This is a genomic window from Arthrobacter sp. 10L424 (assembly GCF_056395325.1).
The window spans coordinates 860,451-878,865 of sequence record NZ_JBFTJH010000003.1 but is presented as its reverse complement, the minus strand read 5'-3'; the positions used below and the strand labels follow the sequence as shown (position 1 = coordinate 878,865).

Annotated in this window: 14 protein-coding genes and 2 tRNA genes; 12 read left to right on the top strand and 4 right to left on the bottom strand. The window is 67.0% G+C overall.

Going from position 1 to position 18,415, the window contains the following annotated elements:
• Positions 1-79: 79 nt before the first annotated feature.
• Positions 80-1,612, top strand: coding sequence for a glutamate--tRNA ligase (gltX, locus tag AC1DC5_RS09635; protein ID WP_476864972.1), 1,533 nt, complete (start codon positions 80-82; stop codon positions 1,610-1,612).
• Between the two features lie 2 nt (positions 1,613-1,614).
• A complete protein-coding gene (locus tag AC1DC5_RS09630) occupies positions 1,615-2,373 on the top strand; it encodes an HAD family hydrolase (protein WP_476864971.1) in 759 nt (252 codons plus the stop codon).
• Here AC1DC5_RS09630 and AC1DC5_RS09625 read toward each other — a convergent pair.
• A complete protein-coding gene (locus AC1DC5_RS09625; protein ID WP_476864970.1) occupies positions 2,370-3,776 on the bottom strand; it encodes a hypothetical protein in 1,407 nt (468 codons plus the stop codon). The genes AC1DC5_RS09630 and AC1DC5_RS09625 overlap by 4 nt on opposite strands.
• Before the next feature lie 334 nt (positions 3,777-4,110).
• Here AC1DC5_RS09625 and AC1DC5_RS09620 point away from each other — a divergent pair.
• A tRNA-Gln gene (locus AC1DC5_RS09620) sits at positions 4,111-4,182 on the top strand.
• Between the two features lie 130 nt (positions 4,183-4,312).
• Positions 4,313-4,385, top strand: a tRNA-Glu gene (locus AC1DC5_RS09615).
• An 880-nt stretch (positions 4,386-5,265) separates the two neighbouring features.
• On the opposite strand, the gene AC1DC5_RS09610 is transcribed toward AC1DC5_RS09615, so the two are convergent.
• On the bottom strand, positions 5,266-6,576 hold the full coding sequence (locus tag AC1DC5_RS09610) for an alginate O-acetyltransferase AlgX-related protein (protein WP_476864969.1): 1,311 nt from the start codon (positions 6,574-6,576) through the stop codon (positions 5,266-5,268).
• Positions 6,577-6,961: 385 nt separating this feature from the next.
• Here AC1DC5_RS09610 and AC1DC5_RS09605 point away from each other — a divergent pair, with 385 nt between their 5' ends.
• Positions 6,962-8,707 carry a dynamin family protein gene (locus AC1DC5_RS09605; RefSeq protein ID WP_476864968.1) on the top strand — a complete coding sequence of 582 codons (1,746 nt, stop codon included), beginning with the start codon at positions 6,962-6,964 and terminating at the stop codon, positions 8,705-8,707.
• The gene (locus AC1DC5_RS09600; protein ID WP_476864967.1) at positions 8,704-10,317 is read left to right on the top strand and encodes a GTPase; all 1,614 of its coding nucleotides are present in this window, start codon (positions 8,704-8,706) and stop codon (positions 10,315-10,317) included. Before AC1DC5_RS09605 ends, AC1DC5_RS09600 begins: the two co-directional genes overlap by 4 nt.
• 4 nt (positions 10,318-10,321) lie before the next feature.
• Here AC1DC5_RS09600 and AC1DC5_RS09595 read toward each other — a convergent pair whose 3' ends face one another.
• Entirely contained in the window at positions 10,322-10,858 is a 537-nt protein-coding gene (locus tag AC1DC5_RS09595; RefSeq protein ID WP_476864966.1) for a DUF1697 domain-containing protein, read from the bottom strand.
• 17 nt (positions 10,859-10,875) lie between these two features.
• Positions 10,876-11,595, bottom strand: a complete 720-nt coding sequence (locus AC1DC5_RS09590) for an IclR family transcriptional regulator (RefSeq protein WP_056426387.1) — start codon at positions 11,593-11,595, stop codon at positions 10,876-10,878.
• Between the two features lie 124 nt (positions 11,596-11,719).
• On the opposite strand from AC1DC5_RS09590, the gene leuC reads away from it, so the two are divergent.
• From leuC to AC1DC5_RS09560, 6 genes are all read left to right on the top strand, one after another.
• A complete protein-coding gene (leuC, locus tag AC1DC5_RS09585; protein WP_476864965.1) occupies positions 11,720-13,174 on the top strand; it encodes a 3-isopropylmalate dehydratase large subunit in 1,455 nt (484 codons plus the stop codon).
• Positions 13,175-13,231: 57 nt separating this feature from the next.
• A complete protein-coding gene (leuD, locus tag AC1DC5_RS09580) occupies positions 13,232-13,834 on the top strand; it encodes a 3-isopropylmalate dehydratase small subunit (protein ID WP_441406534.1) in 603 nt (200 codons plus the stop codon).
• Between the two features lie 217 nt (positions 13,835-14,051).
• A complete protein-coding gene (gene murA, locus AC1DC5_RS09575; RefSeq protein ID WP_476864964.1) occupies positions 14,052-15,377 on the top strand; it encodes a UDP-N-acetylglucosamine 1-carboxyvinyltransferase in 1,326 nt (441 codons plus the stop codon).
• A gap of 10 nt (positions 15,378-15,387) precedes the next feature.
• Positions 15,388-16,224: a lysophospholipid acyltransferase family protein gene (locus tag AC1DC5_RS09570; protein WP_476864963.1), complete on the top strand. Its 837-nt coding sequence runs from the start codon at positions 15,388-15,390 to the stop codon at positions 16,222-16,224.
• Positions 16,221-17,273, top strand: a complete 1,053-nt coding sequence (locus AC1DC5_RS09565) for an NAD(P)H-dependent glycerol-3-phosphate dehydrogenase (RefSeq protein WP_476864962.1) — start codon at positions 16,221-16,223, stop codon at positions 17,271-17,273. The genes AC1DC5_RS09570 and AC1DC5_RS09565 overlap by 4 nt, the downstream gene beginning before the upstream one ends.
• A 2-nt stretch (positions 17,274-17,275) precedes the next feature.
• Complete coding sequence (locus AC1DC5_RS09560) at positions 17,276-18,415, top strand: D-alanine--D-alanine ligase family protein (RefSeq protein ID WP_476864961.1); 1,140 nt, start codon at positions 17,276-17,278, stop codon at positions 18,413-18,415.

Sequence of the window (18,415 nt, the reverse complement as noted above, 5' to 3'; positions counted from 1 at the left end):
CCACGGGGCGGCTGTCCGTTTTCGCGGCGGAAAGTGCGGGCGCCCGGCACCGATGGGGGTTGGTAATGTTGGTACCACTATGACTACTCCTTCTGCGCCCGACGCCGTCTCCAGCTCCGCCCCCAGCGTGACCAGCGAAGTCACTGCCGACACCCCGGTCCGTGTCCGGTTCTGCCCGTCACCCACCGGCACCCCGCACGTCGGCCTGATCCGCACGGCCCTCTTCAACTGGGCCCACGCCCGCCACACCAAGGGCACCTTCGTGTTCCGCATCGAGGACACGGACGCGGCGCGCGACTCGGAGGAAAGCTACCAGCAGCTGCTCGAGGCCCTGAAATGGCTCGGCATCACCTGGGAAGAAGGCGTGGAGGTCGGCGGGCCGCACGAGCCGTACCGCCAGTCGCAGCGCCTGGACCTGTACAAGGACGTCGTCGCCAAGCTGATCGACGCCGGCTACGCCTACGAGTGCTACTCCTCCCCGGAGGAGGTCGAGGCCCGCCACCGCGCCGCCGGCCGCGACCCCAAGCTGGGCTATGACAACTTCGACCGCGAGCTCTCCGACGAGCAGCTTGCCGCGTTCAAGGCCGAGGGCCGCCAGCCCGTACTCCGCGTCCGGATGCCGGACACCGATGTCACCTTCACCGACATGGTCCGCGGGGAGATCACCTTCAAGGCCGGCAGCATCCCGGACTACGTGATCGTCCGCGCCGACGGGTCCCCGCTCTACACCCTGGTCAACCCCGTGGACGACGCGCTGATGGGCATCACCCACGTGCTCCGCGGCGAGGACCTGCTCTCTTCCACGCCCCGCCAGGTGGTGCTGATCCGCGCGCTGATGGACATCGGCGTCGCCAGCTACCTGCCGGTCTTCGGCCACCTGCCGTACGTCATGGGCGAAGGCAACAAGAAGCTCTCCAAGCGCGATCCGCAGTCCAACCTCTTCCTGCTCCGGGACCGCGGCTTCATCCCCGAAGGCCTGCTCAACTACCTCTCCCTGCTGGGCTGGAGCCTCTCCGCCGACGAGGATATCTTCACGGTGGACCAGCTGATCGAAAACTTTGACGTCAACGACGTGCTCGCCAACCCGGCCCGCTTCGACATCAAGAAGGCCGAAGCCATCAACGGCACGCACATCCGGATGCTCGACGCCGAGGACTTCCGCGGCAGGCTCGTCCCTTACCTGCGCACCGCCGGGTTCGTCGGCGACACGCTCACCGCCCGCCAGGAGGAGATCCTCGCCGAGGCGGCCCCGCTGATCCAGGAGCGCATCTCACTGCTGGGCGAGGCCCCCGAGATGCTCGCCTTCCTGTTCAAGAACGACGACGCGATCGACGTCGCGGACGACGCCCGCAAGGGGCTTCCGGAGAACCTCACTGAAGTGCTCGACGCCGCCCTGGCCGCCCTGGAGCCCCTGGCCGACTGGAACGCCGAGACCATCCAGGCCGCCCTCAAGGAAGCGCTGGTGGAGGGACTGGGCGTCAAGCCGCGCCTGGCCTTCGGTCCGGTCCGCACGGCCATCTCCGGCCGCCGGATTTCCCCGCCGCTGTTCGAATCCATGGTGATCCTGGGCAAGGATTCGTCCCTGGCCCGGCTGCGCGCTTTCCGCGGCTGATGATGAGCACACCCGAAGTCATCACCAGCGCCGGAACGAATGCCCTGGCAGCCCGCCTGGGCGGCGGACTGGGCCGCGTTCGCGGGGTGCTCTTCGATATCGACGACACCCTGGTGGACCTGGAGTTCGCCATGACGGCGGCCGTGCGTGACGCCAGCGAACACCTCCTGCCTGGCCTGGACCAGGCCGGGTGGGAGAAGTTCGGGCGGATCTTCACCCGCGAGACCACCCATTTCTACGACCGGTACCTGGCCGGTGAGCTGACCTTCAACGAGCAGCGGCTGCTCCGGGGCCGGGCCGCCCTGGGCCACTTCGGCGTGGAGCTGGAGGACGGCGAGCAGGCCCACCACTGGGTCAGCTCCTACGCCAGCCGGCAGCACGGCTACATCCGCGCTTTCGACGACGTCACGCCGATGCTGGACGCGCTGGATGCAGCCGGCATCCCCTACGGCGCCGTAAGCAACAACGTCCACGATTACCAGCGGGTCAAGCTGGACGCCGCCGGCCTGGCACGCATCAGCGTGCTCGTGGGGACGGACACGGTGGGTGCGGCGAAACCGGATCCGGCCATCTACCTGGAGGGCGTGCGCCGCCTCGGCACCGGCGCCGGCGAAACGCTGTATGTGGGGGACAACCGCCTCCTCGATGCTGACGGTTCGACGGCGGCGGGCCTACTGGGCGTCTGGCTGAACCGCGGCGGGGAACCGGCCCCGGGCTTTGCGGGCCGCGAGGTCGGTTCCCTGCTGGAACTGCTGGCCTAACCTTCCGCCGGGGCAGTGCCGGCACCTGCCCGCCGGTTCCGCAGCCCCAGGAACGCGCCGACCGAACCCAGGCCCAGGACACCGACGATCCCGAGGGCCATAGCCGCGTCGGCCTGGCCGGCCATCGTCGACGGCGAGACGGCCGCGGCGCTGGAGTGCAGGGTGCCCGTGCCCTCCGCAATCCGGGCGTTCCCGTCCGCGAGCTTGTCTGCTCCGGTGGAAAGCTGCGAGGAACCGGACGCCAGTTTCGTGTTGCCCGCCGAGAGCTCGGTGGCGCCCGAGGCGAGGGCCAGAGATCCGTTGAGCAGCCCCGGGTTGGCCGGATCCGCCGGATCCCCCTTGATGCCGGAGTTGAGCGCCACGGTCCCGTCCGCGAGCCGGGAACTGCCTTCGGTCATCCGCGCGGCGGCTTTGATGAGCCCGGGGCGGGCGGGGTCGCCCGGAACGCCGTCCATGCCGGTCCGGATCTTGGATGTTCCCTCGGCCAGCAGCTGGGTGCCAAGCACCACACCGGGATTCTGGGGGTCCTGGCTGTTGAGCTTTCCGGCCAGCGTCCCGAAACCGGCTGTCAGTTTTCCCGTCCCCGCGTGCAGCTGGCCGGCCCCTGCCTGCAGGCGCCCCGCACCGGCCTGCAGCTGCGAGGCTCCCGCGTCAAGCTTCTGCGCACCGGAGGTGATTTTGGCGATTTTGTCCTTGACCACGGACAAAGGCACCAGGCCCTGCACAGGATCCGAGGCTGCGGCCTGTAGCAGTTCGAGGGCCTGGGCGAGGGCCGCTGTTCCGGTGCCGGCTGCCGGGTCATTGCCGGCGCCCCGGTAGCCCTTGAGCTGGACAGTGCCGGCGGCCAGTTCACCGGTACCTGCTGCCAGCCGGGCCGCACCCGCATCAAGCTGTGTGGCGCCGTCGGCCAGGTTGTTCTCGGCGTTGCCGGCGGCCGTGGGGGTCAGGGCGGCCGAGAGCTGCACCGCTCCGGCGGCAAGCTTCTGCGCGCCGTCGTCGACCTTGTAGACGCCGGGGGCGAGTTTGTTGTTGACGTCCGTTTCGATCTTGGCGGCGCCCGTCGCCAGCTGGTCCGCTCCGGCCTGGAGCTTCTCAGCCCCGGGAGCAAGCTTCCCGCTGATCCCCGCATGGACCTTTTCGGCACCGGCCGAGAGCTTGCCGGCGCCGGTGTCCGCCTGCCCGGCGCCCGCCGCGAGTTTGCCGGCCCCGTCCTTCAGCTGTGTGGCTCCGGCGGAGGCCTGCCCGGCGCCGTCCTTGAGCCGGGCGGAACCATCCACTATTCGGCCGGTAACGAGGGTATAGAAGCCCAGAAGGGCAATCAGCAGCAGGGCGAGGACGGCGATGGCGATCTGTTGGGCGCGGGTGCGGGTCTTGCTGATGGCGGCGGCACGGCTCTGTGTCACAGATGGTTCCTCTCGACGGCGTTGCCCGGCAGCGGCTTTGCTGCCGGCCCCCGGGCTGTGATGCAGCTAACATTCGAAAATAGCCATGCAGCTGCCCTCGGCGGAGTGGGGGAGGGGTGGTTACTCGCTGGTAACTTACCGAGCGTAAACTTGTTGGTCCCGGAATGGCAAGGGTTTCCGGGCGCGGAGAATGCGACAGGGGCTCCAAGCGGCTGTTTCGCAGGCGGCTCACCGGCCGATTTGTGCGCAGGAAAACTCTCGGGTAAAGTAATTACTCGTGCTGAGGCGCCGGGAGCGCGGGTTTAGACCCACGGATCCGGCCCGAAAGTTCCATTGGGATATGGTGTAATTGGCAACACTACGGTTTCTGGTACCGTCATTCTAGGTTCGAGTCCTGGTATCCCAGCTCTGAAAAATCCGCGGATTTCCGCGGCTGATCAGGGGTTTTGAGTCGGTTCGCCGATTTGAAACACTTGCTGAGTGTATGAAATAATCGCTTAGCGCGAACGGCAGAAATGTTGTTCTGGAGAGTACGCGGCCCCATCGTATAGCGGCCTAGTACGCTGCCCTCTCACGGCGGTAACGCGGGTTCGAATCCCGCTGGGGTCACAGATAAGACGGTCCCGGGCATCAGCCCGGGGCCGTTTTTCGTTGTCCCGGGCGCGTAGGGTCGCATTTTGGTCACGCATGTCCGGACGATTTCGGCGTGCCGTCGCACTCCGAGTTAGATCAAAAATTCTGGCGGGCCCCGTTCCTGTGGGAACGATTTGACGAGGTACTCTGACCAGTGGCGGCCCATTTGGCGTCTGGGATACGTCTTTATCAACTCTTCTCATGGCACAGTGCGTGGGCCGGGGCCAGTTCCCTTCCACGGCGCGTATGGCCCTGCCCTCGCTCATGCCACGGCGCCCATGCGATTGAAGTGCCTGACCTAGCGTTGATATCTCCAACGAGCCCGAGTGTGGTTGGCCTATTCCCAACGCATACGATCCTTGAACGCTGGTCAAGCGTAGGTTGGGAGATTCTTATCGGCCTTGATGTTCACGTCAGGTCAGGCGCTCCCCAACAGAGGGGAGCTGTAGGGCCGAGCCGTTTTCGGGGGCGTCACTCGACCGTGGCGTCGGGGGTGGCGAACCAGGGCACGGTCTGTCTCTGCGCGGCTGCGACACTGGCCGCAGGTGCCCAGATTTGCGGCGATTGCAAGTGGCCCCCGCCGTGGGATGTGGAAGTTCTCTCGGTCGCCGCGACTATTGTCTGTACAGCCCCGGCTCCTGCGCTGTCGCACACTGAGTGCTGACTCCGCGGCGCTTGCTCCGCTTCACCTCACTTCACAGCATTCCGCCGGCGGTGGGTGCAGGTCGTCCCATGTTGCGCGGCTTTGCTGGATGGCTGGTGTGGCAGCTCACGAGGCGGAGATCACGAAAGGGACAGGTCTGGCCGGCCGCCGGGTGGGACGCATGGAAGCCGATCCAGACCTATGTAGTTGCTTTCAAGCATCAGGAACGAGCCTGAGGAATCGCTCAATCGTCTGGCCGATAACGATGTCTGGTTCAATCTCCTCAATGAGGGACCAGTCAAAATCTGGGCGCCAAACATGGTGAAATTCCTTGAAGAACTGCTTACCCCACCAGGCGAGTTGCCCCGGTATGTCGCCACCCCCGAAGAAAGAATTTCCGAAAACCAGCACTTTGAGCCGGCTGGGCGCCGAATCATTGGTCCATGAGAACCGGCGCCCGATAAATCCGGTAGGAGGGAAGTACCGCTCCGTTACGGCAAGGTCGTAGTTGAAGTCCTCGAGCTGCCCGGGGCTAGGTTCCAACTTTTTCGAATATAGAGGCAGACCATAAAAGCGTTCGCTTAGGTCCCCGGTGCCGTAACTGATCTCGTCGAAGACGATGGCTTCCAAGAGGGGCAAAATTGTGGGGTCAACAACATGAGTCAACGCGGTGAACATGGCCTTCGCACCCGCTGCCGAGAAGTGCGTGTCGGTCGCCAGGTATGGATCGTCTTCGTCTGACCATAATGCGAACGGCTTCATACCACTTACGTACCAACCGTGGCTGTTTAGAGACTTCTCCAATTGGCCGTACAGGGGAGTTGGCCCGTCAAGTGCCACAGGTGAACTCTCTCGCATCGCCGTCAGCTTTTCCGGGATGATGGTCTGTACGAACCTGACTCCCCGCGACCGGCATCCCTCTTCCCGGGCCGCTAGTACTTCAAGCCACCTCGCCAGCATGCCTTCCAGACCTCCGGGTCCGTAGTCGTAGCCCGGGCTGTATTGCGCCAGTAGAGAATTGCTGCCGTCCACAAGAAACAGGTGCCCGTTTCTGCCGACCAGCGCCGACCTGTCCTCCGAACGCACGCCAAGAGGGATCAGCATTGAAGACATTTGTCCGGCGTCGACGCTGTCTTTTACCGCTTCGACGTCAGAGTTAACTCGAGCGCCAATGCGCGGCAAGGTGGGATAGTCCGGGGACTCTGCCAGTAAGCCGTCAATGGCTGCATGACGGAGCACCTTCTGCCCGTTGGCAGTCAACTTCAGTTTCAAGGACGAGTCGCCCTGTACGGCCCGGACTTCTGCGCGGCCGGATACGAAATCCAGCGCACTAATCGGCTCCGAACACTGGACCGTGAATACCTCGCTCCCTGGCACGACCCGTTCTAGGTCCTCGCGGCTGCCAGTCGGCTTGGCCGAACCGATCCTGCTGCCATTGAGGTACACAATGACGTCGGACGCATGTAAGGCCCAACCGCTGATCGTCCGGTCGCTAAAGTTGAAGATTTCGGCATATCCATTCACGCTTGCAGCTTAACCCGAAAACAGGCCCGATTCGTGCAGTCGCCATCAGCGACAGAGCCCCGCCCATGCAGTTGTTCGCAGAAGCGAACGGTCGAGGCTTCCACCACGAAAGGCGACTTTGTTGCACACGCCTCTGGTCGTCGTCGTGCTGCCTTGGAACGCTTCGTTTGGACGTGGCGCCATCTTAGTTCCCTAAGCAACTTGCAATTACGCCTGCTACCGGCCAGATCTCGCATTCTCAATACGCCATGGAGATATCCATTCTTACGATGACCACGTGCCCGCACGCGGTCGCCACCAGTCCTGGGCGCTATTATCTTCGAATCACACGAAATCAGGTCGAGAATGCCGAGGCCCACCGGTCTGGAACTGGCATGATGATGCGGTGAGCTCCGACGAAACCCCCGGTCAGGCCGTTGAACTGCTGGAAGCCGTCCACCGCGTCCTTGCCGCGACGGCCCTGCCGCTTGCCCTCCCCGGTGCGGATGCCGCCCGGCTGGATATCGGCGATGCCCTGGCCCAGCTCGAGGACTACATCCTGCCCCGCTACCGGAGCCTGGACGCGCCCCTCCTCGCCGTCGTGGGCGGATCCACCGGCGCCGGAAAGTCAACCCTCGTCAACGGACTCGTGGGGCACGCCGTCACCCGCTCCGGTGCCATCCGGCCCACCACGCGGCAGCCCATCCTGCTGCATCACCCCGCCGACGGGCACTGGTTCGACGGGCAGCGGGTCCTGCCGAGCCTGAGCCGGATCCGCGGCACGGTGAGCCAAGAACCGCTGCCCGCCAGCCAAGCCGGCCCCACCCCGGATGCCGCCGCAATCTCCTCGCTGGTGCTGGTCGCCGATACGGCCGTTCCGCAGGGAATTGCCATATTGGACGCCCCCGACGTCGACTCGATCTCCAGTGACAACCGTAAGCTCGCCGGCCAACTCCTGGCTGCCGCCGATTTGTGGGTCTTCGTCACCACCGCCAACCGCTACGCCGACGCCGTCCCCTGGCGCCTCCTGCTGGACGCGGCCTCCCGGGACATCATGGTGGCTGTGGTGTTGGACCGGGTGCCGCCGGGTGCCGAAGCAGATGTCAGCGCAGACCTCCAGTCCATGCTCAACAGGGAAGGGCTGGGCAGTGCACGCCTCTTCATCGTGCCCGAGACGGCCCTGGACGGGATGGGCCTGCTTCCGTCCGGCGCTGTCGAGCCGCTGCAGCTCTGGCTGCGGGAACTCGCCGCGGACGCTGCCGGCCGCTCCGACATCGCTCGGCGGACGCTCAACGGGACCGTCAAGGCCCTGGGTAGCCGCGTCGACGCCGTGGCACAGGCCGCCGGCGCCCAGGAACACGCTGCCGAGGTTCTCGCGGGGGACGCCCGGGACGCCTACCGGGACGCCGTTGCCAGGATCCTTGAGGCCACCCGTGATGGTGCGCTCCTCCGGGGCGAGGTCCTGGCCCGCTGGCAGGATTTCGTGGGCACCGGCGAGTTCTTTCGGGCGATGGAGCAGAACATCGGCCGGTTCCGGGACCGGGTCGGTGCCTTCTTGCGGGGCGAACCGGCACCGTCAGTGCGGGTGGAGACGGCGATCGAAACCGGGCTGCAGGCCGTCATCATCGATGAGGCCGCCAACGCGGCCGAGGACACGGACCGGCGCTGGCGCTCGGATCCGGCCGGCCGCCAGCTGCTGGGCTCCGACGACCTCTCCGGAACCTCCGAGGGCTTCGCCGAGAAGGCCGCTGCCGAGATCCGGGCCTGGCAGGGGGGCCTCATGGAACTGATCCGGACCGAGGGCCAGGGCAAGCGCACGCAAGCGCGCTGGCTGTCCTTCGGGATCAACGGCCTCGGCGCCGCCCTCATGATCGTGGTGTTCTCCATGACGGCCGGACTCACCGGGCTGGAAATCGGCGTCGCAGGCGGCACCGCCGTCGTCGGACAGCGGTTGCTGGAAGCGGTGTTCGGTGAAGATGCCGTCCGCCGGCTCGCCCGGACAGCCCGCGAGGATCTCCACGCCCGCTGCCAGCAGCTGCTCCAGGCAGAACAGCAGCGCTTCCTGACCCGGCTAGAGATCCCCGGCGCGGTCGCCCCGGCGGTACTCGCCGGCCACGCCGCGGCGCTCCGACGCCTGGCGGCCTCCGCATGAGCCGCCATGGCGCCGCCGCAGAGGCTTCCCGGCTGGACCGCCGGCTTCACGCCCTGAACGAGGCACGCGAACTGGCCGCGGGGGCGCTCCCGGAAGATGTCCTGGACGGGGTCCTCCAAGTGCTGGACCGGGCGAGTTCCCGGCGCTCCTTGTCGGCGGACCACACCGTCGTCGGGTTCTTCGGGGCCACCGGCAGCGGAAAGTCCTCCCTCTTCAACGCAGTCAGCGGCGAGGAAATCGCGACGGCGGCTGTCCGGCGGCCCACGACGTCCGAGCCGCTGGCCGGCGTCTGGGGCGCCGAGGGCAGCGAGGAGCTGCTGGATTGGCTGGATGTCCGGAACAGGCACCACGCCACCCCGGTCCCCGGCTTCGCCGACGACGGCACGGGCCTCATCCTCCTGGACCTTCCCGACTTCGACTCCACGCGCGCCGCCAACCGCGAGATCGTGGAGCGGATGGTGGGACTCGTCGACGTCCTCGTCTGGGTGCTCGATCCGCAGAAATACGCCGACGCCGCGGTGCACAACGATTTCCTCACCCCGCTGGCCTCCCACGGAGCCGTCACCCTTGTGGTGCTGAACCAGATCGACCGGCTGCCGGAGCGGGACGTTCCGCCGGTGCTGGAGTCGCTCAAGGCCATCCTGGCGCGGGACGGTCTGGGCAAGGTGCAGGTTATCGGCGCCTCCGCCGTCGTGGGCAGTGGGGTCGACAAAGTCCGGGCCGCCATCCGCCAGGTGGCCAGGCAGCGGCAGGCCCAGTCCCAGCGCCTCGGCGCGGACGTCACTCGGGCCTCGGCCCGGCTCGCTGAGGCGTCGGGCGATGGCGAGGCAGCCGGGGTCACGGCCGCGTCCAAGGCCAGGCTGGCCGAGGAACTGGCCGTGGCCGCGAACGTCCCGCTCGTGGTCGAGGCCGTCGTCCGGTCCTACCGAATTGAGGCCACCCGCCGCACCGGCTGGCCGGTGACGCGCTGGCTGGTCCGCTTCCGGCCCGATCCGTTGCGCCGGCTGAACCTGCGCCGGGAGGGCGCCAACCCTGAACTGAACCGCACATCCCTGCCGCCGGCCGGTGCCCCGGAGCGGGCCCGCACGGATGCCGCCGTCCGGGAATTCGCCGATGCAGCCTCCGACGGCGCCCCCGGCCCCTGGCGGGCCGTCATCCGGAGTGCCGCCCGCGAGGGCAGGGAGCAGCTTCCTGACGCCCTGGACCAGGCCATCGCCTCCACCGAGCTGAAAGCCGGCGGCACATCCTGGTGGTGGACGGTATTCAACGTCGTCCAGTGGGTTGCCTTGCTGACAGCCCTTGGCGGGTTCGCCTGGCTCGGCGTCCTTGCCGCGCTGGGTTACTTCCAGCTTCCCGTGCCGGAGGTACCGCTGGTGCAGGGCTGGCCGGTGCCGACCGTGATGATCGCGGGTGGGGCGCTGTTGGGGATCGTCCTGGCCGTGCTGGCGAAGCTCATCGCGGGCGCCGCCGCCCGGGCGCGGGGCCGGGCGGCCCGGAGGCGGCTCAAAGCGTCTGTCGCTGCCGTGGCGGAGGATCTTGTGGTGGAACCAGTGGAGCTCGAGGTCAGCCGGCTGGGGTCCTTCAACAAGGCACTGCGGGCGGCGCGCTAACCGGCTACAGGAGTGCCGCGGCGTCCCGGACCTTGATCATGGTGCGCAGGTTGCGCGTGGTGGTGGAAGCCTTGTACTTCGGCTTCGAGGACAGCTTGCTGAACGGACTGTCCAGCGTGCCGCCGGCGGGCGCCAGCCACGCAAGGGCCTCCGGCCCCAGCAGGGTCATCTCTGCCCCGTCCAAAGCGCGGCCGGCCTCGTGTAGCTCGGTAAGCACCCCGGCGTCCGAGCCGAGCGTGAGGTAGGTGTGGGTGGAGGAGTCGTCCGCGGGGTAGGGGCACGCCGCCACGAGCTCGCCCACCCGGTCAGCCGCCAGGACCACCACCCAGGCGTCATAGCCGAACGCCTCCCGCAGGCACGCTTCGAATTCCTTCTTAACGCCGGCGGGGGACAGTTCGCTGGAGAGCACGACGTTTCCGCTGGCCAGGAGCGTCTTGGCACCCGAAAACGGACGGGACTTCAGGGCTTCTTTCAGTTCGGCCATCTTGATGGTGATGCCGCCGACGTTGACCCCGCGCAGGAAGACCACATAGCTGTTCATGCGGACAGCCTATGCCGTCAGTCGTTGGTCTTGCGCAAGGCCTCGGTCAGCACGCGGGCCGCGTTGCAGACCACTTCGGCGTGCAGCCGGCCGGGCTGGCGGGTGAGGCGTTCGATCGGCCCGGAGATTGACACTGCGGCGATGACGCGGCCGGACGGGCCGCGCACGGGGGCCGAGACGGAGGCGACCCCAGGCTCACGTTCGCCGAGGCTCTGGCCCCAGCCCCGGCGTCGAACTCCGGCCAGGACGGTGGGGGTGAAGCGGGCGGCCTGCAGGCCTTCCAGAAGACGGTCGTGGTCCTCCCACGCGAGCAGCACCTGGGCGGCGGAGCCGGCCTTCATGGACAACTGGGTGCCGACGGGAATGGTGTCGCGCAGGCCAATGGGCCGTTCGGCGGAGGCCACACACACGCGCCAGTCGCCCTGCCGGCGGAAGATCTGAGCGCTCTCGCCCGTGGCATCGCGGAGCTGCATCAGGACCGGGCCGGCGGATGCGATCAGGCGGTCTTCGCCGGCCGCGGAGGCGAGCTCCACGAGGCGGCTGCCGAGCACAAAACGGCCCTGGATGTCACGGCTGACCAGCCGGTGGTGGACCAGCGCCAGTGCCAGCCGGTGCACGGTGGGCCTCGCCAGTCCCGTGGCCGCGACAAGCTGCGCCAGGGTGGTAGGTCCGGCCTCAAGTGCGTCAAGCACATGGGCCGCTTTATCGATGACACCGACTCCACTAGAATTGTCCATGTAATGATATTGCCGTCTCATTATCTGAGATGCAAGTCAGCGCGCTGGCGCATTACGCGGGTGTGCTGATTCAGTGGAGACAGCAAGCTGGCAAGCACGTATACCGCAGTGAAGGGAGAAGGCCGTGGCAAAGACACTGGCCGAGAAGGTCTGGGACGCGCACGTGGTGCGAAAGGGCGACGGCGAAGGAGCCAACGCCCAGCCCGACCTTCTCTTCATCGACCTCCACCTGGTACACGAGGTGACCTCGCCGCAGGCCTTTGAGGGCCTCCGGCTGGCCGGACGCCCGTTGCGCCGGCCCGACCTCACCATCGCAACCGAGGACCACAACACTCCCACGCTGGACATCGACAAGCCAATTGCCGATCTCACCAGCCGCACGCAGATCCAGACCCTGCGCAACAACTGCCAGGAATTCGGTGTCCGGCTGCACTCCCTCGGCGACGCCGAGCAGGGGATCGTCCACGTTGTCGGGCCGCAGCTTGGCCTCACGCAGCCCGGCATGACCGTGGTCTGTGGCGACTCGCACACCTCAACGCACGGTGCTTTTGGCGCCCTCGCGATGGGCATCGGCACCTCCGAGGTGGAGCATGTGATGGCCACCCAGACGCTTTCCCTGAAGCCTTTCAAGACCATGGCCATCAACGTTGAGGGCACCCTGAAGCCGGGTGTCTCCGCCAAGGACATCATCCTGGCCGTCATCGCCAAGATCGGCACCGGCGGCGGCCAGGGCTACGTCCTCGAGTACCGTGGCTCCGCGATCCGGGCACTGTCCATGGAAGCGCGGATGACCATCTGCAACATGTCCATCGAAGCCGGCGCCCGCGCTGGACTCGTCGCCCCGGACCAGACCACCTACGACTACATGTTTGGCCGCCCGCACGCACCGCAGGGCACCGAGTGGGACGCCGCCGTCGAGTACTGGAACACGCTGCGCTCCGAGGACGACGCCACGTTCGACGTCGAGGTGGACCTCGACGCCGACACCCTGGAACCGTTCGTCACCTGGGGAACAAACCCCGGCCAGGGCGTGTCCCTGTCCGCCAAGGTGCCCTCGCCCGAGGACTTCGGCGACGAGAACGCCAAGGCCGCGGCCGAACGCGCGCTGCAGTACATGGGCCTGGAAGCCGGCACCCCCATGAAGGACATCCGGGTGGACACCGTCTTCCTCGGCTCCTGCACCAACTCCCGGATGGAGGACCTCCGCGCGGCGGCGGACATCATCCGCGGCCGGACCAAGGACCCCAACATCCGGATGCTTGTGGTGCCCGGCTCCGCCCGCGTCCGCCTCGAGGCCGAGGCCGAGGGACTGGACAAGGTCTTCAAGGACTTCGGCGCCGAATGGCGCTTCGCCGGCTGCTCCATGTGCCTGGGCATGAACCCGGACCAGCTGGAACCGGGGGAGCGCTGCGCCTCCACCTCGAACCGCAACTTCGAAGGCCGCCAGGGCAAGGGCGGACGCACCCACCTGGTCTCCCCGGTCGTGGCAGCGGCGACGGCGGTGCGCGGCACCCTGAGTTCGCCCTCGGACCTGGACCCCGCTCCCGAGTCCGCCGCCCTCAGCGCCGACGCCGCGTAGCGTCCGACGGCCCCTGATCCACACAGCCCAGATCCATACAGTCCAGAAGGATCCGCCATGGAAAAGTTCACCACCCACACCGGCATCGGCGTCCCGCTGCGCCAGAGCAACGTCGACACGGACCAGATCATCCCGGCCGTCTACCTCAAGCGCATCACCCGGACGGGCTTCGAGGATGCCCTGTTCGCGGCCTGGCGCAAGGACCCGGCGTTCATCCTGAACCAGGAACCGTTCAACGCCGGCTCCGTGCTGGTGGCCGGCCCGGACTTCGGCACCGGCTCCTCCCGGGAGCACGCCGTCTGGGCGCTCAAGGACTACGGCTTCAAGACAGTGCTGTCCTCACGCTTCGCGGACATCTTCCGCGGCAACTCCGGCAAGCAGGGCCTGCTCGCCGCCGAACTGGCCCAGGACGACATCGAACTCATCTGGAAGGAACTGGAGAACGCCCCCGGCACCGCGGTCACCGTGGACCTCGTCTCCAAGACCGTCCAGTGCGGCAACATCGTGGCCCCGTTCGAAATTGACGACTACACCCGCTGGCGCCTCCTCGAGGGCCTGGACGACATCGGCCTGACCCTCCAGCATGAGGAAGACATCACGGCCTTCGAGGCCACGAGGCCCAGCTTCAAGCCGAAGACGCTGCCGGCCAAACTGTCCTGACGCCTTCCTCCGCAGCAACGCGGGGTCACTTTCAGCCCATCCCAGACCTTGGGACGGGCCGGAAATGACCCCGCGTTGTTTTGCTTTCGACGGCGGGAGCGGCGGCGAAGTCGATGGCCGGGACCGTGCCGTATTTCAGATCGGTAACGCTAGCTCCTATGCTTAGCAGGTGCCTTTGTAAGGATTTGGGGGCGAGTAGTCGTGAGGAAACCGGTATATGAGTAGTGTTCTGACAATCCGCGGAGGCGTCCCGCTAACTGGCCGCGTCACCGTGCGCGGGGCCAAGAATCTGGTCCCTAAGGCCATGGTGGCTGCCCTGCTGGGCAACGAGCCGTCCGTGTTGCGCAACGTCCCTGAAATCAAGGACGTCGAGGTTGTCACCAGCCTGCTCCAGCTGCACGGTGTCACCGTCGAGAAGGACCCCATCACTGGGGACCTGACCCTCGATCCGACCAACGCGAAGACGGCGTCCCACACGGCCATCGACGCGCATGCCGGCGATTCCCGCATCCCGATCCTGCTGTGCGGTCCCTTGATCCACGCGATCGGCGAGGCCTTCATCCCCGACCTGGGCGGCTGCAAGATCGGCGACCGCCCCATCGACTACCACCTGAACGTGCTGCGGCAGTTCGGCGCCGTTGTCGAGAAGCGCCCCGGCGGCATCCACATCTCTGCGCCCGGCGGTCTCAAGGGCGCCAAGATCTCCCTGCCGTACCCGTCGGTCGGCGCCACCGAGCAGGTGCTGCTGAGCGCCACGAGGGCCGAGGGCATCACCGAGCTTTCCGGCGCGGCCACCGAGCCGGAAATTGTCGACCTCATCGCCGTGCTGCAGAAGATGGGCGCGATCATCAGCGTCCAGACGGACCGCACCATCCGGATCGAGGGCGTCCCGGACCTCGGCGGCTACAACCACCGCGCCCTGTCGGACCGCAACGAGTCCGCTTCCTGGGCCTCCGCGGCGCTGGTCACGCGCGGCGACATCTTCGTCGAGGGCGCCACCCAGCGCGACATGATGACCTTCCTCAACACGTACCGCAAAGTCGGCGGCGGGATGGACATCGGCGACGACGGCATCCGTTTCTACCACAAGGGCGGCAAGCTCAACCCGCTGGTCCTCGAGACGGACGTGCACCCCGGCTTCATGACCGACTGGCAGCAGCCCCTCATCGTTGCCCTGACGCAGGCCGAGGGCGTGTCGATCGTGCATGAAACCGTCTACGAAAACCGGTTCGGCTTCACCGACGCACTGATACGGATGGGCGCCAACATCCAGGTCCACCGCGAATGCCTCGGCAGCGTGCCGTGCCGGTTCGGCCAGCGCAACTTCCTGCATTCGGCCGTGATTTCCGGTCCCGCCCAGCTGACCGGCACGGATATTGACGTGCCGGACCTGCGCGGCGGTTTCAGTCACCTGATCGCCGCACTGGCCGCCAACGGCACCTCACGGGTCACCGGAATCGACATCATCAACCGTGGCTACGAGCGCTTCACGGAGAAGCTCGCGGGCCTGGGCGCCGATTTCGACATCACCTCGGCCGAGTAGCGGGGACCACGTGAAGGAAACGGCCAAGAGCCACATCACTTTTGTCGTTGTTGCCGGGATTGTCCGGCCGGTCATGAACCTCCTGATGCGGAAGAAGTGGCTCGGCCTGGAGAAGCTTCCCGCCGGCGGCTTCATCGCAGCACCTAACCACTGCACCGAAATCGACCCCTTGGTGGTGGGGCACATGCTCTACAACCAGAAGCGGATGCCGCGCTTCCTGGCCAAGGCCGGACTTTTCAAGGTGCCCGTGCTGGGGTTCGTGCTGCGCGCCACCAAGCAGATCCCGGTGGAACGTTCGACGGCGGGCGCCAACCGCTCGCTGCAGATAGCCAAAGAAGTGGTGGACGGAGGCGGCGCCATCATCATCTACCCCGAGGGCACACTGACCCGTGATCCCGAACTGTGGCCGATGAAGGGCCACACCGGTGCCGCGCGAATGGCGCTCGAAAGCGGCATCCCCGTGGTGCCGATGGCGCACTGGGGAGCCCACGAGGTCCTGCCCCGCTATGCCAAACGCATGTACGTCTTTCCCCGGAAGACGTCGCGCCTGGTGGTGGGTGATCCCGTGGACCTCAGCGCGTTCGCCGGACGGCCGCTGGATAAAGCCACCCTCACCGAGGCCACCAACGTGATCATGGAGGCCATCACCGAGCTCCTGGCCACGCTCCGCGGGGGACAGCCTCCGCTGGTCCGCTGGGACCCTTCGGCCCACAACCAGTCCACGCACGGCCGCTTCATCGACCAGAACGGCAAAGCCGGCGGTTCTGCCGGGGGCACCGGCGGCAGCAATCGCGACGCCGGGTCCGCCGACGCCGGGACAGCCACCGGCGCGGACGGCGCCAAATGACGGCGGACTTCGGCGGGACGGGCTCCGCTACAACGGTGGCCGTCCTTGGGGCGGGATCCTGGGGGACCACCTTCGCGAAGATCCTTGCTGACGCGGCCACGGCCTCCGGCGTCGAGCGCGACATCCGGCTCTGGGGCCGGCGGGGCGAGGTGGTTGACCAGATCAACCTGAAACACCGGAACGAGCAGTACCTCAAAGACATCGCCCTTCCGCCAAATATCACCGCTTCCACCGACGTCGCCGAAGTCCTTGCAGGCGCCCAGCTGGTGGTCCTCGCCGTTCCGGCCCAGACCCTGAGGCCGCAGCTGCGCGAATGGAAGCACCTCGTGGAGCCCGGATCCTTGGTGGTTTCCCTGATGAAGGGACTCGAGCTGCACTCCGACGCCCGGATGAGCGAAGTCATCTCCGAAGAACTCGGCGTGCCCGCCAGCCGGATCGCCGTGGTCTCCGGACCCAACCTGGCCATGGAAATCGCCCGGGAGGAGCCCACGGCATCCGTGGTGGCCTGCACCGACCCGAGCGCTGCCGGCTGGATCGCGCGCAGCTGCACCGCCCCGTACTTCCGCCCCTACACCACGGGCGACGTCGTCGGCGTCGAGATCGGCGGGATCGTCAAGAACATCATTGCGCTGGCCGTCGGCATCTGCGAAGGCAAGCAGATGGGGGACAACACGAAGGCCTCAGTCATCACCCGGGGTCTCGCGGAGACCTCGCGGCTTTCGCTCGCCCTGGGTGGCGAAGTGCAGACGATGGCCGGGCTGGCCGGCCTTGGCGACCTCGTGGCGACCTGCTCCTCGCCGCTGTCCCGGAACCACACCGCCGGACGGCTGCTGGGCAAGGGCCTGACGCTGGACGAAGTCACGGCGGAAATGACGCAGACGGCCGAGGGGATCAAGTCCGCCCAGGCGGTCCATGAGCTGGCCGGCAAGCTTGGCGTCGAAATGCCCATCACCGCGGCGGTTGTTGCCGTGCTGGCCGGAAAGTTGTCCGTCGACGAACTGGGGCCGCTGCTGCTGTCCCGGGACCTGAAACCTGAAGGCGATCACTGAGCGTGTCTGAAGAAAACGTGAACACAGAAGGCCGGGCCGCCCGGCCCCGCGTGGCGGTGCTGTTTGGTGGCCGTTCCAGCGAGCACGCGGTCAGCTGCGTGACGGCGGCCGGGGTCCTCGGCGCCATCGACCAGACGAAGTACGAGGTGATCCCGATCGGGATTGCCAAGACGGGCCAGTGGGTGCTGGCTTCCGGCGACACGCACGACTGGTCGCTCGCGGCATCCTCCCTGCCCGAGGTCGCGTCCTCGGCCCGGACCGTGGCGCTGACCGAAATCGGCGGCGAACACCAGCTGATCGTGGCCTCCCCGAACGAGGTCCCGCAGGAACTCGGCGCCGTCGACGTTGTGTTCCCGCTGCTGCACGGCCCGTTCGGCGAGGACGGCACCATCCAGGGCTTCCTGGAACTGTCCGACACGCGCTACGTGGGCGCCGGCGTGCTGGCGTCCGCCGTTGGCATGGACAAGCACTTCATGAAGGTGGTGTTTGAATCCGCGGGGCTCCGGGTGGGGCCGTACCTTGCCGTCACGGACCGGCAGTGGCGCAATGACCCTGAGACTGTCCGCAAGCGCGTGGACCAGCTCGGCTTCCCGGTCTTCGTCAAGCCCGCACGGGCAGGCTCCTCCATGGGCATCTCCAAGGTGGACTCCCTCGAGGGCCTGGACGCCGCGATCGAGGCCGCCCGCGAGCATGATCCGAAGCTTGTCATCGAGGCTGGCATCGTGGGCCGCGAAATTGAGTGCGCCGTGCTGGAAGGCCGGGGGACCGACGCTCCCCGGACGTCCATGCCGGGAGAGATTTCCGTGGCCGGCGGCGGGCACGAGTTCTACGACTTCAACGCCAAATACGTGGACGACGCCGCCGACCTCAGCTGCCCGGCCGACCTCCCGGACGAGGCCATCGCCCGGGTCCGCGAACTGGCTGCGGTCGCGTTCGACGCCGTCGGGGCCGAGGGACTGAGCCGGGTGGACTTCTTCTACACGCCTGAGGGCGAACTCATCATCAACGAGATCAACACCATGCCCGGGTTCACACCGAAAAGCATGTACCCGCAGATGTGGAAGGCCTCCGGCCTGGGCTACGCGGAACTGATCGATGAACTGATCCACCTGGCGCTGCACCGCAAGACCGGCCTGCGGTAG